The sequence below is a fragment of the Sphingosinicella sp. YJ22 genome (assembly GCF_011320075.1).
In the GTDB taxonomy this organism is placed as follows: Bacteria; Pseudomonadota; Alphaproteobacteria; order Sphingomonadales; family Sphingomonadaceae; genus Allosphingosinicella.
In genome coordinates this window covers 1-23,232 of sequence record NZ_JAANPA010000033.1, presented here as the reverse complement: position 1 = coordinate 23,232, position 23,232 = coordinate 1, and the positions used below count along the sequence as shown (strand labels likewise).

Sequence of the window (23,232 nt, the reverse complement as noted above, 5' to 3'; positions counted from 1 at the left end):
CGAAGGAGGGGCTTGCCGATCACGCGCCGCCGCCGGCCAGTGCCGCGAGCAGCAGCAAGGCGACGATGTTGGTGATCTTGATCATCGGGTTCACGGCCGGACCTGCGGTATCCTTGTAGGGATCGCCGACCGTGTCGCCGGTCACCGCGGCCTTGTGCGCCTCGGAGCCTTTGCCGCCGTGATTGCCGTCCTCGATATACTTCTTGGCATTGTCCCAGGCGCCGCCGCCCGAGGTCATCGAGATGGCGACGAACAGGCCGGAGACGATGACACCGAGCAGAAGCGCGCCGACCGCCGCGAAGGCGTCGGCCTGGCCGGCGACCGCCTCGATCAGGAAGTAGACGACGATCGGCGCCGCCACCGGAAGCAGCGACGGGATGATCATCTCCTTGATCGCGGCGCGGGTGACGATGTCGACGGTACGGGCATAGTTGGGACGCACCGTGCCTTCCATCAGGCCGGGGTTGTCGCGGAACTGCGCGCGCACGTCCTCGACCACCGATCCCGCCGCCCGGCCGACCGCGGTCATTCCGAACGCGCCGAACAAATAGGGGAGGAGGGCGCCAAGGAGCAGGCCGACGATGACGTACGGGTTGCTCAGGCTGAAATCGACCGCAACGCCCGGGAAGAAGATGCCGAGGTCGGTCGTGTAGGCGCCGAACAGCACCAGCGCGGCGAGGCCGGCGGAGCCGATCGCGTAGCCCTTGGTTACCGCCTTGGTGGTGTTGCCGACCGCGTCGAGGGCGTCGGTGCGGGTGCGCACCTCGTCCTCGAGCCCGGCCATCTCGGCAATGCCGCCGGCATTGTCGGTGACCGGACCATAAGCGTCGAGCGCCACCACCATGCCGGCGAGCGCGAGCATCGCCGTCGCCGCGAAGGCGATGCCGATGAGACCTGCGAGCATGTAGGAGACGATGATGCCGGCGCAGATCACCAGGGTCGGAAGAGCGGTCGCCTCGAGGCTGATCGCAAGGCCCTGGATGACGTTGGTGCCGTGGCCGGTGACCGACGCCTTGGCGATCGACTTCACCGGGCGATAGTTGGTGCCGGTATAATATTCGGTGATCCACACGATCAGCCCGGTCACGCCTAGGCCGACCAGCATCGACCAGAACAGGTCCATGCCGGTGTAGCTGCCGACCGCGCCGGGCCGGCCGAACGAGCCGATGACGCTGTCAAGATCGCCGAGCGTGTATTGGGTGGCGAAATAGAGCGCCGGGATCGACAGCAAGGCGGTCGCCAGGAAGCCCTTGTAGAGCGCCCCCATGATCGACTGGCTGCGGCCGAGGCGAACGAAGAAGGTGCCGATGATCGAGGTGACAATGCACACGCCGCCGATGATCAGCGGAAGGCTCATCAGCTGAAGGATGTCCTCCGGCGCACCGGCGACGAGCAAGGCAATGAGCACCATGGTGGCGCCGACGGTGACGACATAGGTCTCGAACAGGTCGGCCGCCATGCCGGCGCAGTCGCCGACATTGTCGCCCACGTTGTCGGCGATCACCGCCGGGTTGCGGGGGTCGTCCTCCGGAATTCCGGCCTCGACTTTTCCGACCAGGTCGGCGCCGACGTCGGCGGCCTTGGTGAAGATGCCGCCGCCGAGACGCGCGAAGATCGAGATCAGCGAAGCGCCGAAGGCGAGCGCGACGAGGGCGTCGATCACTTCGCGCTCGGTCGCTTCGTGGCCGAGCACGCCGACGAGCACGTAGAACAGCACCGAGATGGCGAGCAGCGCCAGGCCGGCGACGAGCATGCCGGTGATGGCGCCCGACTGGAAGGAAATGGTGAGGCCCTTCTGCAGGCTCGTGCGGGCGGCTTCCGCGGTGCGCACGTTGGCACGCACCGAGATGTTCATGCCGATATAGCCGGCCGCACCCGACAGCAGGGCGCCGATGACGAAGCCGATCGCCGCGGTCGAGCCGAGGAAGTAGAAGACGAGGGCGGCGACGATGATTCCGACGATGCCGATGGTGGTGTACTGGCGGCCGAGATAGGCCTTGGCGCCTTCCTGGATGGCGCCGGCGATCTCGACCATGCGCTCATTGCCGGCCGGAGCGGCGAGAACCCGGCTACTCGTTATGATGCCATAGAGTACGGCGAGCACGCCGCATGCAATGGCGATAAGCACCACGGTCATCGAAATCCCTTCCCCTGTCGTTTATCGCTGGTTCGGGCGTCATTACCCCGGAACGGAGGACCCGAAGTGGAGGGGATGCTAGCGGCGGTTTGAAATCTTTCAACTGCCTGAACGACGTGCCTGTGGGTCGTGCTCGAAGCCAAGTTTTTCAGGCAGCGGAAGCTCTTCGCCGCGGTCGCGCAGGACCAGACCCGCGCCCTCGCTGCAGCGCCCGATCCTCGACAGCGGCAGGCCGAGATGCTCGGCGAGATGGAGGACGTCGGGTCCGGCCTCGTGAGGCGCCGTGAACAGCAATTCGTAATCGTCGCCTGCGGTGGCGGCGAACAGGCGCGCGTCGCGGTCGTCTCCAAGCGCGGCGAGGAAGGCGGCGCTGAGCGGGAGCTGGTCGAGATCGATCTCGATGGCGAGCGTGCTCGCCGCCGCCATGCGTTTGGCGTCGATGAGGAGGCCGTCCGACACGTCCATCATCGCGCTGACGGTCGGCGCCAGCGCCTGCCCCGCCTCCAGCCTCGGCCGCGGCGCGCGGTAGCGGCGGACCAGCACTTCGTCGCCCTGCAGCTCTCCTTGCAGCACGCGCAGCCCTGCGCCGCCGTCGCCGAGCGATCCGGACACCCACAGCAGGTCGCCCGGCCTGGCGCCGGCCCGGGCCGGCACCTTCTCCTGAGCTTCGCCGATCGCGGTGAGGCTGAGCGTCCTCGGGGCGCCGGGCGGGGGCGACACGGTGTCGCCGCCGATCAGGGCCAGCTCGAACGTGGCCAGCGCGAGCCGAAGCTCGGCGGCAAAACGCCGGTCCCATTCGGCATCGCCCAAAGTGTAGCCGAGCAGGGCGGCGAGCGGCCGCGCGCCTTTGCCGGCCAAGTCCGACAGGTTCACCGCGACCAGCTTCCACGCGACGTCCTCGGGGGGATCGTCGGCACGGTAGTGGATGCCTTCGACGATCATGTCCTTGGTGAGGACCAGCGTGCGGCCGCCAACGGTCAGCAGCGCGGCATCGTCGAGCAGGGCCCGCGCGCCCGGATCGGTGGCGATCGGCCGCAGGGCCTCGATGAAGGCGGATTCGGCGGAGGTCATCGCCGCTCCCGCATAGCGCTTCTAGCGCCGCGCGTCCTTGGCGATGGCATCGAGCAGGCCGTTGACGAAGCCGGACTCGCGCTTGTCGTAGAAGGCCTTCGCCACGTCGACATATTCGGAGATGACGCTCGCCGTCGGCACGTCGATGCGGGCGACCAGCTCATAGGCGCCGGCGCGCAGGATCTGGCGCATCGGCTTGTCGAGCCGCTCCAGCGTCCAGCCTTGCGCGAGCTTGGCCTGGATCATGGAGTCGAGCTCCTCGCTCCGGGCGGCGACGCCCTTGACGACGTCGTCGAAGAAATCGACCTCGGCGTCGGCATATTCGACCTCGTCGATCGTCGCTCCGAGCCGGTGATGATGGAATTCGTGCAGAAGGAGCGGGACCGGGGTCTTCTCCATCTCCTGCTGGTACAGCGCCTGGACGGCGGCGAGGCGCGCGGCGGAGCGCGCGGTGGAACGGTTGGAGCCCTTGGCCATGGCGCGCGAGGTAGCGATGCCGAGGCAGAAGGTGAAGGCGTTTTCATCCTCCCTGTGAAGCGCAGCTTCATGGGGAGGGGGACCGCCGAAGGCGGTGGAGGGGCAATCGGATCCGACGCCTACCCCTCCACCTCTCGCTTCGCGAGCGGTCCCCCTCCCCATCGCTCCGCGACAGGGAGGATCTTAGCGGTCGAGGAAGGCGCGGATCGCGGCGACGACCGGCGCGGGGCGCTCCCACGGCACGAAATGGCCGGCCTCCTCGATGCGCACGACGGTGAGGTCGTCGACCAACTCGTCGAGTCCGTCGAGCTGGAGCGGCAGCAGCGCCTTGTCGCGCATGCCCCAGACCACGAGCGTCGGCACACTCACCTTGGGGAACGGGGCGCGGGTCCAGGCCGGGCCGATCGCATGCTCGTCCATCGCCGGCACGTCGAGATGGCTGGCGCGATACCAGTTGAGCATCGCGGTGAGCGCGCCTTCCTGGCGCCAGTCGTCGAAATAGACCTGGCGCTCCTCCGGCGGCACGAAGGCGAGGTCGACATGACCGCCGAAGCTCTTCGCGAAGAAGGTCTCCAGCCCCATCGCGTCGATGCCCTTCTCGATCATCGGGCTTCGGAAGGCGCGGATATATTGTGAGGCGGCGCGCTGGGCGGGGTCGTCGACGACGCTGCGCTGGAAGATCAGCGGATGCGGCGCGTTGATGATGACGAGCCGGCTGAGCCGCTCGGGCTGGCGAAGCGCCGCGGTCCACGAAATCGCGCCGCCCCAATCATGGCCGACCAAGGTGAACCGCTCGATCCCGAACGCGTCGGCGAGCGCGAAGATGTCGGCGATCGTTTCCTCGACCCTGTAATGCTCGACGCCTTCCGGCTTGTCCGAGCCGCCGAAGCCGCGCTGGTCCGGCACGATCACGCAATGGTCGCGGGCGAGATCGGACGCAACGTGCCGCCAGGTGCGGTGCGATTCGGGGAAACCGTGGAGCAGGATGACCGGCTCGCCGTCCTGCGGCCCGCCGAAAGCAACCTTGAGCGTGACGCCCGTGTCCAGGCTGACTCGCGTCGTCTCAACCGCGGTCACGGATAGCTGACCGTCTTCGGCACCTCGGGCAGCGGGATAAACTCGCGGTCGTCGTCGGGCGGCAGAGCGAAGCGGCCGGCGCGCCAGTCGTCCTTGGCCTGGTTGATCCGGTCGCGGCGCGACGAGACGAAATTCCAGAAGACGTGGCGCGGCCCGTCGAGCGGCGCTCCGCCGCACAGCATGACATGGGCGCCGAGCTCGGAGCGCAAGGTGGCGCGGTAGCCCGGCCGAAGCACGTAGAGCGTCGCCGGCGCGAGCCGCTGCCCGTCGAGGCTCGCCTCGCCCTCGGCGAGATAGACTGCGCGCTCCTCCGCCTCGTCGTCGATGGCGATGGTTCCGCCCGGCTGAAGCGCGATGTCGGCATAGATGATCGGGCTGTGCTGGGTCACCGGCGACGTCGCGCCCCACAGGCTACCCATGATCACCCGCGCCCGCGCCGCGCCGTCCTCGATCAGCGGCAGCGCCGCCTCGGGCACATGCTCGAAGGCGGGGTCCAGCTCCTCCTTGTCGCTCGGCAAGGCGATCCAGGTCTGGATTCCGGAAAGCTGCGGCCCTTTCACCCGCTCGCCCTGGGGCGAGCGCTCCGAATGGGTGATCCCCCGCCCTGCGGTCATCAGGTTCACCGCGCCCGGCTCGATCGTCTTGAAGGTGCCGAGCGAGTCGCGATGGTCGATCGCTCCGGCGAACAGATAGGTCACCGTCGCGAGATTGATGTGCGGATGCGGCCGAACGTCGATGCCCTGGCCGACCGCGAGGCTCGCCGGACCCATCTGGTCGAAGAAGATGAACGGCCCGATCGTCGTCCGCTCGCGGTGCGGCAAGGTGCGGTGGACCTTGAACCCGCCGAGATCGTGTGTGGTCGGGTGGAGGGTGAGCAGGAACGGGTCGTCGGTCATCAGCGTCTCCTCACCCAGGGGGCTACTCGCCCGGCGCCTTCGCGACAATCGCGAGGGCGTGGACGCGCTCCTTGAGCAGGTCGGCGAGCGCCGCGTTGACCGCGCGTTGGCGCGCCAGGCGCGACTGGCCGGCGAAGGCGGTCGATTCCACCTCGACGGTGAAATGGCTCTCGCCGCCATTCGGATTGTAGCCGCCGTGGCCGCGATGCTTCTCGCTGTCGTCGCGCACGACGAGCCGTGTCGGGGAGAGGGCGGCCGTTAGCCGTTGGTGGATTTCGGCCGCGATCGGGCCGGTGAACTGGTCGGTCATCGCGCCTATATATGGCGGCTTGGACGAAGATGGAGCAGGCTTTTGGCGAGTGCGGGTGAAAGGCGGACGCGGTTCCACGGGCGGGTGGAGACGGGGCGATCGTGCGACCATCCCGGCTGCGCCGGTGCCGGCGAATTCCGCGCGCCCGCCGGCCGCGGCCCGACCTTCGACGGTCCCGGCGACTGGCGTTGGCTGTGCCTCGACCATGTCCGAGCGTTCAACAGCGGCTACAATTATTTCTCCGGGATGAGCGAGGAAGAGATCCAGTCGGCGCACAATCCCTTCGCCGGCTGGGACCGCGAGACCCGCGCCTTCTCGACCAACGGCTCGCCGCCGCCGCGCTGGGCCGACTTCACCGACCCATTGGACGCGATCGGCGCGCGCTTCCGGTCCGCGCCGGGGCAGAATCAGCAGCGCGCTGACGGCCGCGTGCTGAGCGAAGGCGACCGCAAGTATCTGCGTGTCCTCGGCCTGCCGGTCGACGCCGACCGCCGGGCGCTGCGCACCCGCTATGCCGAGCTGGTGCGCAAGTTCCACCCCGACCGCAATGGTGGCGACCGCAGCCACGAGCAGGCGCTTCAGGCGGTGATCGAAGCCTATCAGGCCCTGAAGGCGCGACCGGTCTTCGCCTGACCTACCAGGTGCCCGCTTCAATCCTCTCGCGGCGCGCGATCTCCTCGGGCGAGGGATCGGGCGTCGCGAACGAACCGGTCTCGACCTCTCCCGCAGGCTCGTAGGTCGCCATCGCGGTGCCGCCCGCGGTGACCCGATGCTCGATGAGCTTGAAGGTCCCGGCCGGCGTGCCGTCGCCGAACAGGCGCTTGCCCTGGCCGAGCACGAGCGGCGCGGTCATCGTCACCAGCCGGTCGAGCAGGCCGTGGGCGAGAAGCTGCGGATAGAGCGTCGAGCTGCCCTGGATGACCAGGTTGGGCCCATCCTCCGCCGCCTTGAGCGCCGCGACCGCCTCGATGCCGCCCAGCCGGTGGCTGCCCTCCCAGTTCAGCGGGAGGTGGGAGCCGCTCACGACATATTTGCGGGCCTTGGCGAACAGGGACCCGATGCCGCCGTCGTCGGCGAAGGCCGGCCAGTGGGCGGCGAAGATGTCGTAGGTCCGGCGCCCGAGCAGAAGGTCGAACGGCTGGCCGAACAGGCTGTCGACCTGGTTGCCAAGTCCCTCGTCGAACAGCTTGGTGAGCCAGCCGCCATAAGGAAAGCCGCCGGTCGGGTCCTCCTCCGGGCCGCCGGGCGCCTGCATCACCCCGTCCATCGACAGGAAGGCCCCGCCGATGATCTTACGCGGCATCGGCTTGTGCTCCCTTGCGCGGCCCGACCACGGCGAACATCGCGCCCTGTGGGTCGTTGCCCTGGATGATGAAGTAGCCGCCGGGAATCTCGCCGGGGCCGTAGTTCACCTTGCCTCCGTTCGCCTTGATGCGCTCCAGAGTCTCGTCGATATCGGGCACGTTGAAATAATAGAGCCACGTCGGCTGGGGCATTTCGGGGCTGGTCATCATTCCGCCGATCGCCTGGTCGGTGCCGCCGACCTTGAACATCTGGTAGGTGCCCATCGGGCCCATATCCATCGCGTCGCTCTTCTCCCAGCCGAGCTGATCGGCATAGAAATCGAACGCGTTCGCGCCGTCCCTGGCATGGAGCTCGTTCCAGGCGACATGGCCGGCCTTCTCGGGATGGAAGACGCAGCTGTCCGTGTCCTCCGCGCCAGGCGGCGGAGTCGGGCGCATGACGTAGAAGGGCGCGCCCTGGGGGTCTGCGACCATGGCGATCCGTCCGGCCTGAGGGATGTCGGTCGGCGGCATTTTCACCTGCCCGCCCGCGGCCGCGATCTTCGTCACGGTCGCATCGACATCGTCCACCCCGACATAGCCGAACCAGCCCGGCCTCGCGCCGCCCTCGCTCATGGCCGGCGTGAGCTGCATCGTGCCGCCCACCGTCTCGCCGCCGGGCGTCCCGATCATGCGATAGTCCATCGGACCCGGCGTTGGTTCTGCTGGGATGACTAGGCCCACGACCGCGCCATAGAAGTCGCGCGCGCCGTCGAGATCGGTGGTGAGCAGCTCGTACCAGATGAAGCTGCCGGGCGGGGTCGCCATGGTCGCCTCTCCCTCAGCCCTTGGCGGTGTCGACGATCGGCTGGAAGCCGCCCCAGAACATGCGCTGGCCGTCGAAGACGCTCTTATGCTCCTCGGTCGGCTGCATGCGGGGGTCGGCCATGACCTTGGCCCAGCCGTCGTCGCGGGCCTGCTTCGACGGCCATTCGATCCAGGAATAGACGACATTCTCGCCGTCCTGCGCCTTCACCGCGCGCTTATAGTCGGTGACCTTGCCGTCGGGCACGTCGTCGCCCCACGCTTCGACGACGCGGGTCGCGCCATATTCCTGGAACACCGCGGCGGCCTTCTGCGCCATGTCGCGATAGGCGTCCTTCTTGCCCTCCGGCACCGGCAGGATGAAGCCGTCGGTATAGCCGCCCCGGCCGGGAGTGCCTTCGTCGAGCAGCGGCTCGAACCCACCGAAGATCATGCGTTTGCCGTCGAAGGGCATGTCCGCGCCCATCTGCTCCATGCGCGGGTCGCTCATCATCTTCGCGTTGGCGGCGTCGCGGGTCGCGCGGTCAGGATATTCGAACCAGGAGAAGACCACGCTCTCGTCGTCCGTGGCCTGGACCGCCTTCCTGAAGTCGGTGACCTTGCCGTCCGGCACATCGTCGGCCCAGCTCTCGACCATCCGGGTCGCGCCGAATTCCTGAAACAGGGGCGCCGCGCCGGAGGCATGCTCGCGATACTTATCCTTGTTGGCGGTCGGGACGGCCACCACGAAGCCTTCGACATAGGTCATCGTCTTTCTCCCTCGTTGATCCCTGGTCGCCGCGGCTCACGCCATGGCGGGCTGACGTTCCTCGAAATCGGCGAGCTGGGCGGCGAGCGCGGCCTTGAAGGCCGGGCGGGCGATTCCGCGCTCCTTGTAGGCGGCCAGCACGGGGCGCTTGCTAACGAGGTCGGTGTGGTCGAGCGCGCGAAGCACCGTGACCATCAGCAGGTCACCGGCGGTGAAGCGGTCTTCGAGCCACTCCTTGTCGCCGAGCCAGTCGACCAGCCGATCGAGGCGCTTCTCGACGAATTCGACGACGTTCGGCCGAATGTCTTTCGCTCCCGGCTGGTCTTTCCAGAACAGGTCGAGGAGGAGGAGCTGAAGGATCGGCGGCTCGACGCTGTTCAGCGCGGCGATGAGCCAGGCGGTGGCGCGGGCGCGGCCTTCGGTGTCGGGCGGCAGCAGGGCGCCGCTCTTGTCGCCGATGTGGAGGACGATCGCGCCCGATTCGAACAGCTGGACGTCCTCGTCGCGATAGCTCGGCACCTGGCCGAACGGCTGCTCGGCGAAATAGTCGGACGGCCGCTCGGCCATCGCGTCCAGCTTGCGCACCGAATAGGGGATTCCGGCTTCCTCGAGCGCCCAGCGGACTCGGAGGTCGCGGACCTGGCCGCGGGCGAAGTCGGGCACCCAGCGAAACGCGCTGATGCGCACCGGCGCATTCGGGTCGACGGGCATTGGCACTTCCTCCAGGCCGTCATTGCGTGCGGAGCGAAGCAATCCAGAGCCGACGTGCAGCTCGATGACTGGATTGCTTCGTCGCTACGCTCCTCGCAATGACAATTCGATCAATTCAGGCGCCGACCGTCTCGGCGGCGGCGGCGCGCTCGATGGTGGCGATGTCGATTTTCTTCATCGTCATCATCGCCTCCATCGCGCGCTTGGCGCTGGCCGGGTCGGGATTGTCGAAGTTGAGCTCGATGAGGCGAGTCGGGGTGACCTGCCAGCTCACGCCCCATTTGTCCTTGCACCAGCCGCACATGCTCTCCGCGCCGCCATTGTCGACGATGGCGTTCCAGTAGCGGTCGGTCTCTTCCTGGTCCTTGGTCGGGATCACGAAGCTCACCGCCTCGCTGTGCTGGAACATCGGGCCGCCGTTCAGCAGGATGAACTTCTCGCCCATCAGCTCCATCTCGACGACGATCACGTCGCCGGCCTTTTGCGACGGCGTGTCGGCGGGCGTGCGCTGGACCCGGGTGATTCGGCTGTCGGGAAGCAGCTTGGTGTAGAACTCGGCCTGTTCCTCGGCCGTGTAGTTCGACCACAGGCAGGTGGTGAGCTTGGTCATCGTTCGGCTCCCTCGATCGATCGGGTTCAGGCGACGGGCTGCGGCTGCGGATGAGTCTCCTCGAAGGCGCTGGCGCCCTGCTCGGCGGCGCCGGAATCCATCCACATCACTTCCCAGATGTGGCCGTCCGGATCCTCGAAGCTGCGGCCGTACATCATTCCGCCCATGTCCTGCTTCGGCGTGGGATCCGCGACTCCGCCGGCGGACTTGGCCGCCTCGACCTGGGCGTCGACCGCCTCAGGGCTCTCGCAGGACAGGCACAGCAGCACCTGAGCGCTCTTGTGTGCGTCCGGAATGTCCTTGCTGGTGAAGGTCCGCCAGAAATCGTGGGTGAGCAGCATGACGTTCACTTCCTCGCTGAAGCGCATCATCGCCGCGGCCTCATTGGTGAACTTGGGCTCGTTGGTCGCGCCCACCGCCTCGTAGAAGGCCATCGACCCTTTGAGGTCGGTGACGGGCAGGTTCACGAAGATCATCCGGCTCATGCTTTTGCTCCCGCTTGATCCAAGTCAGCGACTCGGCGCTTGTGGTTTGTGAACTTCTTAGTTATAAAAAGCAACTATGGAGTTTGAAAAGGCGACCAGCCGAGCCGAAACGTCCGACAAGAGGCGCTACGACGATGCCTGCGCCGCCGCGCACGGCATGGACCTGATCGGCGAGCGCTGGGCGATGCCGGTGATCCGCGAGCTGCTGATGGGCCCGCGCCGCTTCGGCGATCTCAAGCGCAGCCTCAACGGGATCAGCGCCAATGTGCTGACCCAGCGTCTCGAAGGGCTGGAAGCGGCCGGCATCCTCGCGCGCCGCAAGCTGCCGCCGCCCGCTTCGGTGCAGGTCTATGAGCTCACCCCGTGGGGCTATGAAGCCGCGCCCATCTTCCAGGCGCTCGGCCGCTGGGCGGTGCGCAGCCCGCGTCATGACCCGACCCGGCCGTTCAGCCCGGTCTCGCTGATGCTGTCGTTGCGTACCATGTTCAGCGCCGAGGCGGCGGGCGACCTCGAAGGGCGAATCCAGCTTCGCATGGGCGAGGAGAGCTATTTCTGGACCCGCGCCGGCGGAGTCGTGGACATCGGCCGCGGCGATGTCGCCGCGCCCGACGCGGTGCTCACCGGAAGCCCGAGCGCGATCGCTAGCGTCATCTATGCCGGCCGTCCGCTCGACAACGCGATCGCGTCCGGCGACCTCCAGGTGGAGGGCGACCGCACTCTCCTGTCCCGCCTTCCCGACTGCTTTCCCTTGCCCGAGCCCGCATCGATAAGCATCTCTTGAGCGTTGCTAGCCTGCGGGGGAGGCTTTACGCAGCCAGCCCACAGCGATCCCAAGAGAAGACCATGGTCGATATTCCCAACGTCAATCCCGACAGCCGCGCCTCCACGGTGATGGAGCTGCCCGACCGGGTGGTGAAGGTGCGCGAGCTGTTCGGAATCGATAGCGACCTCGAGGTCCCGGCCTTCTCCGAAGCCGACGAGCGCGTGCCCGATCTCGATCCGGCCTATGTCTTCGATCCCGACACCACCCTCGCCATCTGCGCGGGCTTCGCCAAGAACCGCCGGGTGATGGTCCAGGGCTATCACGGCACCGGCAAGTCGACCCATATCGAGCAGGTCGCGGCGCGGCTCAACTGGCCGCTCATCCGAATCAATCTCGACGCCCATGTCAGCCGCATCGACCTGATCGGCCGCGACGCCATCGTCCTCAAGGACGGCCAGCAGGTCACCGAGTTTCGCGAGGGGCTTCTGCCCTGGGCGCTTCAGACTCCGACCGCGCTCGTCTTCGACGAATATGACGCCGGCCGGCCGGATGTGATGTTCGTGATCCAGCGCGTATTGGAGGCGGAGGGCAAGCTCACTTTGCTCGACCAGAACCGGGTCATCCGCCCGAACCCCTGGTTCCGCATGTTCGCGACGACCAACACGATCGGCCTCGGCGACACGACCGGCCTCTATCACGGCACCCAGCAGATCAATCAGGGCCAGATGGATCGCTGGAACATCGTCGTGACCCTCAATTACCTGCCGGCCGAGACCGAGGCGCGCATCGTCCTCGCCAAGTCGGGCGAGTATGATCATGAGGGCGGCCGCCAGGAAGTCGACCGAATGATCAAGGTCGCGGCGCTGACCCGCCAGGGCTTCATGAACGGCGATATTTCGACCGTGATGAGCCCGCGCACGGTGATCAGCTGGGCGCAGAACACGCTCATCTTCAACGATGTCGGCTTCGCCTTTCGCCTCACCTTCTTGAACAAGTGCGACGAGGCGGAGCGGCCGGTGGTCGCCGAATATTATCAGCGCGTGTTCGGCAAGGATCTGCCCGACAGCGTCGCCGGCGCCGCGAAGGCCTGACGAAGGACGAAGTGGCCGACAAGGACAATCCGGTCGAGACCTTCCGCCACGCGCTGGCCAGCGCGGCCCGGGCGCTGGCGGAGGATGCCGAGGCCGAGGTCAGCTTCACCAGCGACCTGCCGAGCGCCCAGGGCAAGTCGATCAAGGCGCCGATGCCGGGCCGCACTCTCAGCGCGCGCGACATCGCCGAGGCGCGCGGCTTCGCCGACGCCGCAGCGCTCAAGCTGAAGCATCATAATCCGCGGCTCCACGCGCGCGCTCAGCCCGCCGACGACATCGCCCGTGCCGTGTTCGACGCCGCCGAGCAGGCGCGGGTCGAGGCGCTTGGCGCGCGCGCGATGGAGGGCGTGCGCGCAAACCTCGCGGGCCTCGCCGAGATGCGGCTGCGCACCGATCCCCTGGTGCGGGCGCGCACCCGCGAGGAAGTGCCGCTGTCGAGCGCGGTAGGCCTGCTCGTGCGCGAGCGGCTGACCGGCGACGCGCCGCCGCCCGCTGCCAAGGCGGGACTCGACCTCGTCGCGGAATGGATCGAGGACAAGGCCGGCGCCGATCTCGACGCGCTCGCGCTCACGCTCGACGACCAGCGCGCCTTTGCCGACCTGATGGGCAAGGTGCTGCGCGACCTCGAACTGACCGAGGCCGCCCCGCCCAATGCCGACGACGCGGAAGGCGGCGACGAGGACGAGGGCGGCGAGTCCGGCGACGACAGCGACGAGGACGAAGGCGACCAGGACCAGGGCGAAGGCGAGGGCCAGGCCGAGATCCGCGGCCAGCAGGAGCAGAGCGAAGGCGACAACGAGGAGGACTATCAGCCCGAGGACGATCTCGGCGACGACGGCGAATCGTTTGGCGAGGAAGCCGAGGCCGGAATCATGCCGGTCCGTCCCAACCGCCCGCTGTCCGACCTGCCGCCGGGCTTCGACTATAAGGTCTACACGACCCGTTTCGACGAGGTGGTGAGCGCCGGCGACCTGTGCGACGAGGAGGAGCTCGGACGTCTCCGCTCCTATCTCGACCAGCAGCTCGTCCATCTCCAGGGCGCCGTCACCAAGCTTGCCAACCGCCTCCAGCGCCGCCTGATGGCGCAGCAGTCGCGCTCGTGGGACTTCGACCAGGAGGAGGGGATGCTCGACGCCGCCCGCCTCGCCCGTGTCGTCGTCAACCCGATGCACTCGCTGTCCTACAAGGTCGAGAAGGACACCGAGTTCAAGGATACGGTCGTCACCCTGCTACTTGACAATAGTGGATCGATGCGCGGCCGGCCGATCTCGATCGCGGCGATCAGCGCCGACATCCTCGCCCGGACGCTCGAGCGCTGCGGCGTGAAGACCGAGATCCTCGGCTTCACCACCCGCGCCTGGAAAGGCGGCCAGGCGCGCGAGACCTGGCTGACCGAGGGACGCCCGCCGCATCCGGGCCGGCTCAACGATCTTCGCCACATCGTCTACAAGCAGGCCGACGAGCCGTGGCGCCGCGCCCGCAAGAGCCTCGGTCTGATGATGCGCGAGGGGCTCCTCAAGGAAAATATCGACGGCGAGGCTTTGCTGTGGGCGCACAACCGCCTGATCGCCCGGCCCGAGGAGCGGCGCATCCTGATGGTCATCTCCGACGGCGCGCCGGTCGACGATTCGACCCTGTCGGTGAACAGCGGCACCTATCTGGAGCGCCACTTGCGGCAGGTGATCAGCTGGATCGAGCAGCGCTCGCCGGTCGAGCTGGTCGCGATCGGAATCGGTCACGACGTCACCCGCTATTACAGCCGCGCGGTCACCATCATGGACGCCGAGCAACTGGGCGGCACCATGGTCGAGCAGCTCGCCTCCCTGTTCGACGCGGCCTGACCCGCGCATGGCACGGTGGAGACGGGCCGGCCTGGCCGCGCTGGCCTTCGCGGCGCTGGCGACGCCGATCGCTCCCGGACCGCCTGCGCCGCCGCTCGGCCCCGGCACCGCCGCGCTCGTTGCGGAGCCGGTCCTGCTCAACGAAGACGATCCCGACCAGCGCCGCGTCGGCGCGCTGGACTTCCTCGCCGGCTGGTCGCTGACCAGCGACGATTCCCGCTTCGGCGGCATCTCGGCGATGGCGGTGGAGGGCGACCGCGTCACCGCGATCAGCGATTCAGGAATCCTGCTCGGCTTCGCGGTTCCCGGGAGCGGCCCCGGTCGGGTCGATGTGCTTCCGCTTCCAGCCGGTCCGGGTTCGCCGACGCGCAAGATCGACCGCGACACCGAGGCGATGTTCGTCGCCGGCGGCCACGCCTGGCTCGCCTTCGAGAATCGCAACGAGGTGTGGCGCTATACCAGGCCGGGCTGGCGGGCCGAGGCGCGAGTGGCGCCCGCCGGCATGCGCCGCTGGCCGACCAACCGCGGCACCGAGGCGATGCACCGTCTCGCCGACGGCCGCTTCCTGGTCATCTCCGAATCGCTCGATCCGGATTCGACAAGCCCCGCCTTGCTGTTCCCCGGCGACCCCACCGCAGGCGGCGATCCGGTCCAACTGCGAGTCCGCCCCGCGCAGGGCTACCGAATCACCGATGCGGCGCAATTGCCCGACGGCCGCCTGCTGCTGCTCCAGCGCCGGCTGACCCTGCTCGACGGGGCGTCGGCCAAGCTGGTGGTGGTGGATGTGGCGGCGCTCGGGACAGGCCGGCCGGTCGAGGGGCGGGAGATCGCGCATTTCGCGCCGCCGCTCACCGTCGACAATATGGAGGCATTGAGCATCACGCGCGAAGGCGAGCAGACCATCGTCTGGCTCGCCTCCGACGACAATTATTTTCCGCTGCAGCGAACCTTGCTGATGAAGTTCGCGCTGAGGGAGTGAGGCGTCAGGCCGCGGCCTGCTCGCTGCCCTTCTTGGCGATCTCGCGCTTCAGCCGGCGGACGCGCAGGCTCAGCTTGTCGTCGCTGGTCTTGGCGAGCCAGTTGTCGAGGCCGCCGACATGCTCCACCGAGCGAAGGCCGTGGGTCGACACCCGCAGCTTGACGCCGCGGCCGAGCGAATCGGAGATCAGCGTGACGTTCTGCAGATTCGGCAGGAACGTGCGCTTGGTCTTGTTGTTGGCGTGGGAAACGTTGTGGCCCACCTGCCGGCCCTTGCCGGTCAGCTCGCAAATGCGCGACATGATCGTGTCTCTTCCTGGATGTTCGGCGAAAGCCCGCAAGAAGCGGGTCTCCCGGAAAGCGATGGGGCGCATAGCTTGAGGGCCGCCCTCCGTCAAGCCGAGCGGCATTTCGTTGCGCAGGTGCAACCGATTATGCAATCGGCTCGTTGGTCGGCCAACCTGATATAAGTGGAGACGCGGAATGCTCCGACTCTTGCTGATGATCCTCGCTCTTGTCGTCCTGCTCGCCGTGGTCCTGGTGTGGCTCGGCGTGATCAACATTCCCCAGGGCGGCAACCGCATCGAGGTTCAGCCGGTCAACATTTCGGTCGAGCAGCGCAATGTCGTCGTCCCCGTCCCGGTCGTCGAGCGCCCGGGCGAGGGTGCTCCGGCGAACCAGGCGCAGCCCGCTCCGCAGCAATAAGCCTTCTTCGGGGCAGCGCCGGCCATGCCATTCCCGCTGCCCCGGCCCATGCGCATTGCGCTCGACGAAGCCGCCGCCGCCGCTGCTGCGGGCGAGGTGCCGGTCGGCGCCGTGGTGACTCGCGGCGACGAAATGGTTGCCGTCACCCGCAACCGCATGCGCGGCGCGGTCGATCCGACCGCCCATGCCGAGATGGAGGCGCTTCGCGAGGCGGGGCGGGTGCTCGGCACCTCGAGACTGGACGAGTGCGATCTGTGGGTGTCGCTCGAGCCGTGCGCGATGTGCGCCGCCGCGATCGGCTTCGCGCGCATCCGCCGGCTCTATTTCGCCGCTCCGGACCCGAAGGGAGGGGCGGTCCTTCACGGTCCGCGGATTTATTCGCAGCCGACCTGTCACCATGCCCCCGAAGTCATGTCCGGCATCGGCGAGGAGGAAGCGGCCGAGCAGCTGCGCGCTTTCTTTCGCGAGCGCCGCGGCTAGACGTGAGCCATGACTCGAGACGGGGAGGGCAGCGGCGTCGCGCCGAACGAGCGCGCGGCGCTGATGGGGCAGAAGCCCCGGCTGTTGTGGTTCACCGGCCTGTCGGCCGCCGGTAAGACGACGATCGCGACTCGGCTCGACCGCCGCCTCCACGATCTCGGCCGTCACACCTTTCTACTCGACGGCGACGCGATGCGTCAGGGGCTCAGCAACGATCTCGGCTTCAGCGACGACGACCGCGTCGAGAATATCCGCCGCGCCGGCGAGGTCGCGCGGTTGATGGTCGATTCGGGCCTGATCGTGCTCGCCGCCTTCATCTCGCCGTTCCGCGCCGACCGGCGGCTGGTGCGCGCACTGTTCCCGGCGGGCCAGTTCGCCGAGATCTTCGTCGATGCGCCGCTTGCCGTGGCCGAGGCGCGCGATCCCAAGGGGCTCTACCGCCGCGCCCGCGCCGGCGAGATCCCGCGCTTCACCGGGATCGACAGTCCATATGAGCGGCCCGAGGCGGCGGAGCTCAGGATCGACACCACGGCGCTGACCCCCGACGAGGCGGTTGAGCTGATCCTGTCGAGCCTTTCGCTCTAAGCATCGTCATTGCGAACCCTTCGACGCTGCCTGCGTCGCTCAGGATAAACTGCTGCTGCGCAGCAGCGAAGCACTCCAGCCCGGAGCTGGACTGGATTGCTTCGCCTTCGGCTCGCAATGACGGCCAGTTACTGGCTGACCGGCGAGATTCGAATCTCGACCCGGCGGTTGGCCTGGCGGTCGGCTTCCGTCCGCTCCGGATTGACCAGAAGCTGGCTCTCGCCGAAGCCGCGCGTGGCGATTCGGACCGGCTGGACGCCGCGCGAGATCAGATAGTTGGCGACCGAGCGGGCGCGCTGCTCCGACAAATTCTGGTTGTAGGCGTCGGTGCCGGTGCTGTCGGTGTGGCCGTAGACGTCGATCGCCGTCGACGGATAGGCCTGCAGCGTCTGGGCGACTTCGTCGAGCGTCGCCTGGAATTGCGGCTGGATATCGGACCGGTCGAAGGCGAAGGTGATCCCGGCCGGCATGCGCAGCACCAGGTCGTTGCCCTCGCGGCCGACCTCGATTCCGCTGCCGGCGGTCTCGCGCCGCAGGCGCGCTTCCTGCTGGTCCATATATTGGCCGATCGCGCCGCCGGCGACGGCGCCGATGCCGGCGCCGACGATCCGCTCGGTACGGTCGCTGCGCCCGCCGATCAGGTCGCCGAGCAGATAGCCGCCGATCGCGCCGATTCCGGCGCCGACCGCGGTGCGAACGGGAAACTCACGTTCGCCGGTCTCGGGATTGGTGACGCAGGCGGCGGTGCCGCCCATCAGGGCAATGGCGAAGAGGGTGGTGGGGAGCCGTTTTACAGGCATGCGACATCCTTTCGTGAACTCTGGAATACTGTCGTGCGCCATGTGAACCGCCCTCCGCCGCGGGTTGTTCCATGAACGTCACATTACAACAGGCGGTTGTCGCACCTGCCGTTCAGCGGCTAAAGGCTGGGAAGCCGCACCATGCCGTCTCCCGAAACCCTCGCGCCCATTCCCTGGCTGGACGTCGGCATCATCCTGTTGCTGATCGCGCTCAACGGCGTCCTCGCCATGTCGGAGCTGGCCATCGTCTCCGCCCGCCGCCCGCGCCTCAAGGCGCTGGAGCGGACCGGGCGCCGCGGCGCCACCGCCGCGCTTGCGCTGGCCGCCGATCCCGGCCGCTTCCTGTCGGCCGTGCAGATCGGAATCACCCTGATCGGAATCCTCGCCGGCGCCTATTCGGGTGCAAGCCTCGGCGGGCCGATCGGCCAGCGCATCGCCGCGCTCGGCCTCGATCCGGACATCGCCGCGCGGGTCGGCTTCACCATCGTCATCGTGCTCGTGACATATGTCAGCCTGGTGATCGGCGAGCTCGTGCCCAAGCAGTTCGCGCTGCGCTCGCCCGAGCGGATCGCCATCGTGGTGGCGGTGCCGATGCAGTGGGTGGCGCGCATCACCGCGCCTCTGGTCTGGCTCCTCGACCGCACCAGCAGCCTCATCTTCTCGCTGCTCCGGATGAACCGCGAATCGGCCGATCACGTCACTGCCGAGGACCTGCACATGGTCGTCGCCGAGGCGACCCATGCCGGCGTGCTGGAGGAGAGCGAGCGGGCGATCATTTCAGGCGTGGTGCGCCTCGCCGACCGGCCGACCCGCGAGATCATGACCCCGCGCACCGATGTCGACTGGATCGACGCCGACGCCGACGCGGCGGCGATTCGCGAGTTTCTGCGCTCGACCCCGCACAGCCGGATCCCGGTCGCCGAGGGGACCGTCGACAATGTCATCGGGGTCGTCCAGTCGCGCGACATCATCGCCGCCGCGCTCGAAGGCGCTCCCGTCGATCTGCGCGCCCTGATGCGCGAGGTGCCGATCATCCACGACCGCATGGACGCGATGGACGCGCTTCGGGTCCTCCAGGAATCGGGCGTGCCGATGGTGTTCGTCCATGACGAATATGGCCATTTCGACGGCTTGGTGACTCCGGCCGACCTGCTCACCGCGCTCGCCGGCGCCTTCGCGTCGGACGCCGATCTCGCCACCGATCCGCCGCTGGTCGAGCGCGACGACGGCAGCTGGTGGGTGTCCGGCTCGGTCTCGGCGGACATCCTCGCCGACCGGCTCGGAATCCCGCTCCCCGCCGACCGCGACTATGCGACCGCCGCGGGCTTCGCCTTGTCGGTGCTCAAGCACCTGCCCGAGGTCGGCGAGCGCTTCCGCTTCGGCGGCTGGCAGTTCGAGATCGTCGACATGGACGGCCGCAAGATCGACAAGCTGCTCGCCAGCGAGATCAAGACGAGGCGCCGGGGTTGAGGGCCTTCGAAGCAAGAAATTCGCCAGCGCGGATGCTTGCTCTGTTCCTGCTTTCCGTCGCCATGGCCGCCGGGGCCTTCTGGATCGCGGTGAGCGGGAGCCCGCTCGACTACGAGGTCTGGCTCGGAGGCTATCTCGGCACTCCGTTCTTCGCGCTCGGCGCATTCTTAATCGGAACCCGCATATTTTCTCGCCGGGTCGAGATCCGGATCGACGGAGACGGCGTCTACTGGCGACGCTGGCGTCCCGAGCCGATCCCGCTGAGCGCGATCCGGTCGGCGCGTGTGGTCGAGGTGTCACGCACTCGAATGCTGGGACTGAGCCTCCACGAGCCGCAGCGCTTTGTCGCCGCCAACTGGTGGCAGCGCAAGATCGCGGCCGCCAATCGCAAGCTTGGTTATGGCGAGGTCTTACTGGTGGCGACCGGAACCGATCGCTCTTTTGACGATCTGGTCGCCGCCTTCGACATGTGGTTCGCAGGGTCAGGCCGGATGCGGGAGGGCGACGTCCCGACCGGGCACTAGCTCCCGAGCTTGCCGAAGGTCGCCTCGAAGCCGGCGGTGTCGCCGCTGGCGAGATAGCGGGCCTGCTCGGGGACTCGGTCGCGGGCGAGGCGGCCCTTGAACGTGCCGAGCCGCGCATCGAGCGCCGCGAGCTGGGAATCGTCCATCGACGCGAGCTGCTCGTAGCGGGTGATGCCCTGGTCGTTGAGCATCGCGGCGAGCTTGGGCCCGACGCCCTTGAGGCGGGTGAGCAAGTCGCCATGATCGGTGGCGCGCGGCGGGAAGGCGATGCCGGCGAAATCCTCGGCCACCGGCACGGCCGGTTGGGCGACGTCGGGATCGGCGGAGGGCGGCGCGAGGTCTGCGGCAGGCGCCGCCTCCTTCATGTAGGGCCGCTCCTTGTTGGCGACATAAGGCTCGCCGGCGCGGTCCCGGGCTTCCTTGGCGACCGATACGCGCGACGCGGCGCGGAGCACCGCCCACAGCACGAGCAGGACGACGATCGCCGCGCCGACGATCAGGAAAGTGGTGGTGGAATCGAAATTCATGGTTCGCGGTCCCCCTGTGTGCGGGCGCGGAACATCCACAGCCCGGTCGCGAAGCCGATCGCCACCGTGATGGCAAGCGGCACCTGAAAATGTTGGATCAGCTCGATCACCGCCTCACTCCTCGAGGTAGCTGTTGCGCCGGCGTGTGCCGAACAGCAGCGCCGCGAGGCCGATGCCGAGCAGGTAGGCGATGACGAACAGGATCAGAGTCTCGACGATCAACGGCACGCGCGCGCCTCCCTCGTTGCCCAAAGCCTCATTGCGACGGCGGCGGGTTGGTCCACTCGACCCGGCCCATGCCGGGCACGGCGAGCACCCGCTGGTTGATCCCGGGCAGCGATCCCATCCCTTCGCGCTGGAACTGGTTGGCCGGGCCGCTGAGCAAAGCCTTGCGAGCGAGCGGCGCGCGCTGCATCGCCACCGTCACCCCGGCGACGTCGGCCCGCGCGACCATCACGTTCGCGCCCGCCTCAAGCCGGTCGACGAACGTCACGCCCATGCCGAGCGGCCAATAGGCGACCAGCGCCACCACAAGGGCGGCGGCGAGGCCGATCAGGAACTTGGACATGCGCGACATCGGCTCCTCCGGTCCCACTCTTAAGCGTCAGCCGGCCCGCCGCGCAATCTCGCGCCAGCCGATGTCGCGGCGGTAGAAGCCGGTATCGAAGTCGATCCGCTCCGCCGCGGCATAGGCGCGCGCCTGCGCCTCGCCGATGTCGCCGCCGGTCGCGGTCACATTGAGCACCCGGCCGCCATTGGCGACGAGGCGCCCGTCGGCCTCCGCCGTCCCCGCCTGGAAGACGCGCACGCCTTCCACCTCCGCCTCCGCGGCCTCGAGCCTGGCGACCGCGCCGCCCTTGCGGGGCGTCCCGGGATAGCCCTCGGCGGCCATCACCACGGTGAGCGCGACCTCGTCGCGGAAGCGCGGCGGCGCGGCCCCGGCAAGGCGCCCGGTCGCGGCGGCGAGCATCAGCTCGGCAAGGTCGCTGTCGAGCCGCGCCATCAGCACCTGGCATTCCGGGTCGCCGAAGCGGGCATTATACTCGACCAGCTTCGGGCCCTCTTCGGTCAGCATCAGCCCCGCGTAGAGCACGCCGACGAACGGCGTCCCCGCCGCGGCCATCGCGGTCACGGTCGGCTGGACGATCTCGGCAAGCACGCGCTGCTGAAGGTCCGGCGTGAAGATGCTCGCCGGACTGTAGGCGCCCATTCCGCCGGTATTGGGGCCTGTGTCGCCGTCGCCGACGCGCTTGTGGTCCTGGGCCGATCCGAACGGCACCACCGTCTTGCCGTCGGTCAACGCGAAGAAGCTCACTTCCTCGCCGTCCATAAACTCCTCGATCACCACCGACGCGCCGGCCGCGCCGAAGCCGCCGGCGAACATGTCGGCGACCGCAGCCTCGGCATCCTCGGCGCTGGTCGCGATGACCACGCCCTTGCCCGCCGCGAGCCCGTCGGCCTTGATCACCACCGGCAGGCCGAACAGGTCGAGCTCCGCCTCGGCTTCCGCGCGGGTCTCGGCGCGGGCGAAGCGCGCCGTCGGAATGCCGGCGCGGGCGCAGAGCAGCTTGGTGAAGCCCTTGGAGCCTTCCAACCGCGCCGCGTCCTTGCCTGGTCCGAACACGGGAATGCCCTCGGCGCGCAGGCTGTCGGCGAGGCCGTCCACCAGCGGCTGCTCGGGACCGATTACCACCAGCCCGATTTGCTCGGCACGGCAGAATTGGACGACCGCCGCGTGGTCGGCCGCGTCGAGCGGGACCAGCTGCGCGTGCTTGGCAATGCCCGGATTACCGGGCGCGGCGAACAGCTTTGCGCAGCTCGGCGATTGCGCCAGCTTCCATGCCAGCGCATGTTCGCGCCCGCCCGATCCCAGCAGCAGTATGTTCATGACAGATCCTCAAGGCGCCGCGAATAGTTCGACCGGCCTGTTGGCAAATGTGATGCCCGGCGACAATGCCCCCGCGCTCAGCGTTTCCGAATTGGCTGCGACCCTCAAACGCACGATCGAGGATTCGTTCGGCCAGGTGCGGGTGCGCGGCGAGATCAGCGGCTTCAAGCGCCACGCCTCCGGCCATTGCTATTTCACCCTCAAGGACCAGGACGCCTGCCTCGACGCGGTGATCTGGCGGACCAGCGCGGGCAGTCTCAAGTTCCGCCCCGAGGACGGCATCGAGGTGGTCGCTCTGGGCCGCATCACCACCTATCCGGCGCGCTCGCGCTACCAGATGGTGGTCGAGCGGCTCGAGCTGGCGGGCCAGGGCGCGCTGATGGCGCTGCTCGACAAGCGCCGCCATCAGCTCGCCGCCGAGGGGCTGTTCGACGCCGACCGCAAGCGGCCGCTGCCCTTCGCGCCCAAGGTGATCGGAGTGATCACTTCGCCGACCGGCGCGGTGATCCGCGACATCCTCCACCGCCTCGCCGACCGCTGGCCGACCGAGGTGATCCTGTGGCCGGTGCCGGTGCAGGGCGACGGCGCCGCCGAGCAGGTCGCCGCGGCGGTCAGCGGGTTCAGCGCGATCCAGCCCGGCGGGCCGGTGCCGCGCCCCGACCTCGTCATCGTCGCGCGCGGCGGCGGCTCGATCGAGGATCTGTGGGCGTTCAACGAGGAGGTGGTGGTGCGGGCGGTTGCCGCCTCGACGATCCCGACCATCTCCGCCGTCGGCCACGAGACCGACACCTCTTTGTGCGATTTCGCCGCCGACATGCGCGCGCCGACGCCGACCGCCGCCGCCGAGCTCGCGGTGCCGGTGCGCGCCGACCTGCTCGCCCAGGTGCGCCAGATGGGCCATCGCGCCGAGCGCGAGAGCGACGGCCTGGGCCAGGAAGCCGATGCAATAA

General features: G+C 68.3%; 27 protein-coding genes and 2 pseudogenes. 11 read left to right on the top strand and 18 right to left on the bottom strand.

Annotated elements, in window-relative coordinates:
- Window positions 1–19: 19 nt before the first annotated feature.
- The 6 genes from G7B71_RS11850 to G7B71_RS11825 all read right to left on the bottom strand — a co-directional run bounded on the left by G7B71_RS11850 (window position 20) and on the right by G7B71_RS11825 (window position 5,968).
- A complete protein-coding gene (locus tag G7B71_RS11850; protein ID WP_166041135.1) occupies window positions 20–2,137 on the bottom strand; it encodes a sodium-translocating pyrophosphatase in 2,118 nt (705 codons plus the stop codon).
- Window positions 2,138–2,236: 99 nt separating this feature from the next.
- Window positions 2,237–3,208, bottom strand: coding sequence for a thiamine-phosphate kinase (thiL, locus tag G7B71_RS11845; RefSeq protein WP_166041133.1), 972 nt, complete (start codon window positions 3,206–3,208; stop codon window positions 2,237–2,239).
- Between the two features lie 21 nt (window positions 3,209–3,229).
- Window positions 3,230–3,685, bottom strand: a complete 456-nt coding sequence (gene nusB, locus G7B71_RS11840) for a transcription antitermination factor NusB (RefSeq protein ID WP_166041131.1) — start codon at window positions 3,683–3,685, stop codon at window positions 3,230–3,232.
- Between the two features lie 183 nt (window positions 3,686–3,868).
- Window positions 3,869–4,762 carry an alpha/beta hydrolase gene (locus G7B71_RS11835; protein WP_166041129.1) on the bottom strand — a complete coding sequence of 298 codons (894 nt, stop codon included), beginning with the start codon at window positions 4,760–4,762 and terminating at the stop codon, window positions 3,869–3,871.
- Window positions 4,759–5,658, bottom strand: coding sequence for a pirin family protein (locus G7B71_RS11830; protein ID WP_166041127.1), 900 nt, complete (start codon window positions 5,656–5,658; stop codon window positions 4,759–4,761). The genes G7B71_RS11835 and G7B71_RS11830 overlap by 4 nt, the downstream gene beginning before the upstream one ends.
- A gap of 22 nt (window positions 5,659–5,680) precedes the next feature.
- Window positions 5,681–5,968 (bottom strand): BolA family protein, encoded by a 288-nt coding sequence (locus G7B71_RS11825; protein ID WP_166041125.1) that lies wholly within the window; start codon window positions 5,966–5,968, stop codon window positions 5,681–5,683.
- A 42-nt stretch (window positions 5,969–6,010) separates the two neighbouring features.
- On the opposite strand from G7B71_RS11825, the gene G7B71_RS11820 reads away from it, so the two are divergent.
- On the top strand, window positions 6,011–6,601 hold the full coding sequence (locus G7B71_RS11820) for a J domain-containing protein (protein WP_243406224.1): 591 nt from the start codon (window positions 6,011–6,013) through the stop codon (window positions 6,599–6,601).
- A gap of 1 nt (window position 6,602) precedes the next feature.
- Here G7B71_RS11820 and G7B71_RS11815 read toward each other — a convergent pair whose 3' ends face one another.
- From G7B71_RS11815 to G7B71_RS11790, 7 genes and pseudogenes are all read right to left on the bottom strand, one after another.
- Window positions 6,603–7,271 carry a dihydrofolate reductase family protein gene (locus tag G7B71_RS11815; protein WP_166041122.1) on the bottom strand — a complete coding sequence of 223 codons (669 nt, stop codon included), beginning with the start codon at window positions 7,269–7,271 and terminating at the stop codon, window positions 6,603–6,605.
- Window positions 7,261–8,079 (bottom strand): VOC family protein, encoded by an 819-nt coding sequence (locus tag G7B71_RS11810; protein ID WP_166041121.1) that lies wholly within the window; start codon window positions 8,077–8,079, stop codon window positions 7,261–7,263. Before G7B71_RS11810 ends, G7B71_RS11815 begins: the two co-directional genes overlap by 11 nt.
- Before the next feature lie 13 nt (window positions 8,080–8,092).
- On the bottom strand, window positions 8,093–8,485 hold the full coding sequence (locus G7B71_RS15710; RefSeq protein ID WP_279338405.1) for a DUF1428 domain-containing protein: 393 nt from the start codon (window positions 8,483–8,485) through the stop codon (window positions 8,093–8,095).
- A pseudogene (locus G7B71_RS15705) lies at window positions 8,477–8,824 on the bottom strand (DUF1428 family protein); the annotation flags it as partial. The gene G7B71_RS15710 and the pseudogene G7B71_RS15705, both read right to left, overlap by 9 nt.
- Window positions 8,825–8,860: 36 nt before the next feature.
- Window positions 8,861–9,535 (bottom strand): glutathione S-transferase family protein, encoded by a 675-nt coding sequence (locus G7B71_RS11800; RefSeq protein ID WP_166041117.1) that lies wholly within the window; start codon window positions 9,533–9,535, stop codon window positions 8,861–8,863.
- A 115-nt stretch (window positions 9,536–9,650) separates the two neighbouring features.
- Complete coding sequence (locus G7B71_RS11795; RefSeq protein ID WP_166041115.1) at window positions 9,651–10,145, bottom strand: VOC family protein; 495 nt, start codon at window positions 10,143–10,145, stop codon at window positions 9,651–9,653.
- Window positions 10,146–10,171: 26 nt separating this feature from the next.
- On the bottom strand, window positions 10,172–10,630 hold the full coding sequence (locus G7B71_RS11790; protein WP_166041113.1) for a VOC family protein: 459 nt from the start codon (window positions 10,628–10,630) through the stop codon (window positions 10,172–10,174).
- A 76-nt stretch (window positions 10,631–10,706) separates the two neighbouring features.
- Here G7B71_RS11790 and G7B71_RS11785 point away from each other — a divergent pair, with 76 nt between their 5' ends.
- The 4 genes from G7B71_RS11785 to G7B71_RS11770 all read left to right on the top strand — a co-directional run bounded on the left by G7B71_RS11785 (window position 10,707) and on the right by G7B71_RS11770 (window position 15,304).
- The gene (locus G7B71_RS11785) at window positions 10,707–11,411 is read left to right on the top strand and encodes a winged helix-turn-helix transcriptional regulator (RefSeq protein WP_166041112.1); all 705 of its coding nucleotides are present in this window, start codon (window positions 10,707–10,709) and stop codon (window positions 11,409–11,411) included.
- A 62-nt stretch (window positions 11,412–11,473) separates the two neighbouring features.
- A complete protein-coding gene (cobS, locus tag G7B71_RS11780; RefSeq protein ID WP_166041110.1) occupies window positions 11,474–12,484 on the top strand; it encodes a cobaltochelatase subunit CobS in 1,011 nt (336 codons plus the stop codon).
- 11 nt (window positions 12,485–12,495) lie between these two features.
- Entirely contained in the window at window positions 12,496–14,325 is a 1,830-nt protein-coding gene (gene cobT, locus G7B71_RS11775; RefSeq protein ID WP_166041109.1) for a cobaltochelatase subunit CobT, read from the top strand.
- Window positions 14,326–14,332: 7 nt separating this feature from the next.
- Window positions 14,333–15,304, top strand: coding sequence for an esterase-like activity of phytase family protein (locus G7B71_RS11770; protein WP_166041107.1), 972 nt, complete (start codon window positions 14,333–14,335; stop codon window positions 15,302–15,304).
- 4 nt (window positions 15,305–15,308) lie between these two features.
- On the opposite strand, the gene rpmB is transcribed toward G7B71_RS11770, so the two are convergent.
- Entirely contained in the window at window positions 15,309–15,605 is a 297-nt protein-coding gene (gene rpmB / locus G7B71_RS11765) for a 50S ribosomal protein L28 (protein WP_166041105.1), read from the bottom strand.
- Between the two features lie 181 nt (window positions 15,606–15,786).
- Between rpmB and G7B71_RS11760 the strand changes: the two genes are divergently transcribed.
- The 3 genes and pseudogenes from G7B71_RS11760 to cysC all read left to right on the top strand — a co-directional run.
- The gene (locus G7B71_RS11760; protein ID WP_166041103.1) at window positions 15,787–16,008 is read left to right on the top strand and encodes a hypothetical protein; all 222 of its coding nucleotides are present in this window, start codon (window positions 15,787–15,789) and stop codon (window positions 16,006–16,008) included.
- A gap of 48 nt (window positions 16,009–16,056) precedes the next feature.
- Complete coding sequence (locus G7B71_RS11755; protein WP_243406223.1) at window positions 16,057–16,488, top strand: nucleoside deaminase; 432 nt, start codon at window positions 16,057–16,059, stop codon at window positions 16,486–16,488.
- A gap of 48 nt (window positions 16,489–16,536) precedes the next feature.
- Window positions 16,537–17,073, top strand: a pseudogene (gene cysC / locus G7B71_RS11750) (adenylyl-sulfate kinase); the annotation flags it as partial.
- Window positions 17,074–17,201: 128 nt separating this feature from the next.
- On the opposite strand, the gene G7B71_RS11745 reads toward cysC, so the two are convergent.
- Window positions 17,202–17,873 (bottom strand): OmpA family protein, encoded by a 672-nt coding sequence (locus G7B71_RS11745; protein WP_166041097.1) that lies wholly within the window; start codon window positions 17,871–17,873, stop codon window positions 17,202–17,204.
- A 141-nt stretch (window positions 17,874–18,014) separates the two neighbouring features.
- Between G7B71_RS11745 and G7B71_RS11740 the strand changes: the two genes are divergently transcribed.
- The gene (locus tag G7B71_RS11740) at window positions 18,015–19,343 is read left to right on the top strand and encodes a hemolysin family protein (protein WP_166041095.1); all 1,329 of its coding nucleotides are present in this window, start codon (window positions 18,015–18,017) and stop codon (window positions 19,341–19,343) included.
- Between the two features lie 32 nt (window positions 19,344–19,375).
- Window positions 19,376–19,867, top strand: a complete 492-nt coding sequence (locus G7B71_RS11735) for an STM3941 family protein (RefSeq protein ID WP_166041093.1) — start codon at window positions 19,376–19,378, stop codon at window positions 19,865–19,867.
- Here G7B71_RS11735 and G7B71_RS11730 read toward each other — a convergent pair.
- The 3 genes from G7B71_RS11730 to purD form a co-directional block, all read right to left on the bottom strand.
- Window positions 19,864–20,394 carry a helix-hairpin-helix domain-containing protein gene (locus tag G7B71_RS11730; protein ID WP_166041091.1) on the bottom strand — a complete coding sequence of 177 codons (531 nt, stop codon included), beginning with the start codon at window positions 20,392–20,394 and terminating at the stop codon, window positions 19,864–19,866. The two genes, G7B71_RS11735 and G7B71_RS11730, sit on opposite strands and share 4 nt — an antisense overlap.
- A 256-nt stretch (window positions 20,395–20,650) precedes the next feature.
- Window positions 20,651–20,962, bottom strand: coding sequence for a hypothetical protein (locus tag G7B71_RS11725; RefSeq protein ID WP_166041089.1), 312 nt, complete (start codon window positions 20,960–20,962; stop codon window positions 20,651–20,653).
- A gap of 36 nt (window positions 20,963–20,998) precedes the next feature.
- A complete protein-coding gene (gene purD, locus G7B71_RS11720; RefSeq protein WP_166041087.1) occupies window positions 20,999–22,282 on the bottom strand; it encodes a phosphoribosylamine--glycine ligase in 1,284 nt (427 codons plus the stop codon).
- On the opposite strand from purD, the gene xseA reads away from it, so the two are divergent.
- Window positions 22,281–23,232, top strand: a 952-nt coding sequence (gene xseA / locus G7B71_RS11715; protein ID WP_207774781.1) for an exodeoxyribonuclease VII large subunit, incomplete at its 3' end; no start/stop codon positions are given. The two genes, purD and xseA, sit on opposite strands and share 2 nt — an antisense overlap.

What these genes read in the sequence shown, in the direction of transcription:
- G7B71_RS11810 (WP_166041121.1), bottom strand. Translation starts at nt 8,079, where the DNA reads ATGGCGACCCCGCCCGGCAGCTTCATCTGGTACGAGCTGCTCACCACC.
- G7B71_RS11760 (WP_166041103.1), top strand. Translation starts at nt 15,787, where the DNA reads ATGCTCCGACTCTTGCTGATGATCCTCGCTCTTGTCGTCCTGCTCGCC.
- G7B71_RS11790 (WP_166041113.1), bottom strand. Translation starts at nt 10,630, where the DNA reads ATGAGCCGGATGATCTTCGTGAACCTGCCCGTCACCGACCTCAAAGGG.
- G7B71_RS11795 (WP_166041115.1), bottom strand. Translation starts at nt 10,145, where the DNA reads ATGACCAAGCTCACCACCTGCCTGTGGTCGAACTACACGGCCGAGGAA.
- G7B71_RS11770 (WP_166041107.1), top strand. Translation starts at nt 14,333, where the DNA reads ATGGCACGGTGGAGACGGGCCGGCCTGGCCGCGCTGGCCTTCGCGGCG.
- G7B71_RS11825 (WP_166041125.1), bottom strand. Translation starts at nt 5,968, where the DNA reads ATGACCGACCAGTTCACCGGCCCGATCGCGGCCGAAATCCACCAACGG.
- rpmB (WP_166041105.1), bottom strand. Translation starts at nt 15,605, where the DNA reads ATGTCGCGCATTTGCGAGCTGACCGGCAAGGGCCGGCAGGTGGGCCAC.
- nusB (WP_166041131.1), bottom strand. Translation starts at nt 3,685, where the DNA reads ATGGCCAAGGGCTCCAACCGTTCCACCGCGCGCTCCGCCGCGCGCCTC.
- G7B71_RS11850 (WP_166041135.1), bottom strand. Translation starts at nt 2,137, where the DNA reads ATGACCGTGGTGCTTATCGCCATTGCATGCGGCGTGCTCGCCGTACTC.
- G7B71_RS11830 (WP_166041127.1), bottom strand. Translation starts at nt 5,658, where the DNA reads ATGACCGACGACCCGTTCCTGCTCACCCTCCACCCGACCACACACGAT.
- G7B71_RS11785 (WP_166041112.1), top strand. Translation starts at nt 10,707, where the DNA reads ATGGAGTTTGAAAAGGCGACCAGCCGAGCCGAAACGTCCGACAAGAGG.
- G7B71_RS11755 (WP_243406223.1), top strand. Translation starts at nt 16,057, where the DNA reads ATGCGCATTGCGCTCGACGAAGCCGCCGCCGCCGCTGCTGCGGGCGAG.
- G7B71_RS11745 (WP_166041097.1), bottom strand. Translation starts at nt 17,873, where the DNA reads ATGCCTGTAAAACGGCTCCCCACCACCCTCTTCGCCATTGCCCTGATG.
- G7B71_RS11740 (WP_166041095.1), top strand. Translation starts at nt 18,015, where the DNA reads ATGCCGTCTCCCGAAACCCTCGCGCCCATTCCCTGGCTGGACGTCGGC.
- G7B71_RS11735 (WP_166041093.1), top strand. Translation starts at nt 19,376, where the DNA reads ATGCTTGCTCTGTTCCTGCTTTCCGTCGCCATGGCCGCCGGGGCCTTC.
- G7B71_RS11725 (WP_166041089.1), bottom strand. Translation starts at nt 20,962, where the DNA reads ATGTCCAAGTTCCTGATCGGCCTCGCCGCCGCCCTTGTGGTGGCGCTG.
- G7B71_RS11815 (WP_166041122.1), bottom strand. Translation starts at nt 7,271, where the DNA reads ATGCCGCGTAAGATCATCGGCGGGGCCTTCCTGTCGATGGACGGGGTG.
- G7B71_RS11800 (WP_166041117.1), bottom strand. Translation starts at nt 9,535, where the DNA reads ATGCCCGTCGACCCGAATGCGCCGGTGCGCATCAGCGCGTTTCGCTGG.
- G7B71_RS11730 (WP_166041091.1), bottom strand. Translation starts at nt 20,394, where the DNA reads ATGAATTTCGATTCCACCACCACTTTCCTGATCGTCGGCGCGGCGATC.
- cobS (WP_166041110.1), top strand. Translation starts at nt 11,474, where the DNA reads ATGGTCGATATTCCCAACGTCAATCCCGACAGCCGCGCCTCCACGGTG.
- purD (WP_166041087.1), bottom strand. Translation starts at nt 22,282, where the DNA reads ATGAACATACTGCTGCTGGGATCGGGCGGGCGCGAACATGCGCTGGCA.
- thiL (WP_166041133.1), bottom strand. Translation starts at nt 3,208, where the DNA reads ATGACCTCCGCCGAATCCGCCTTCATCGAGGCCCTGCGGCCGATCGCC.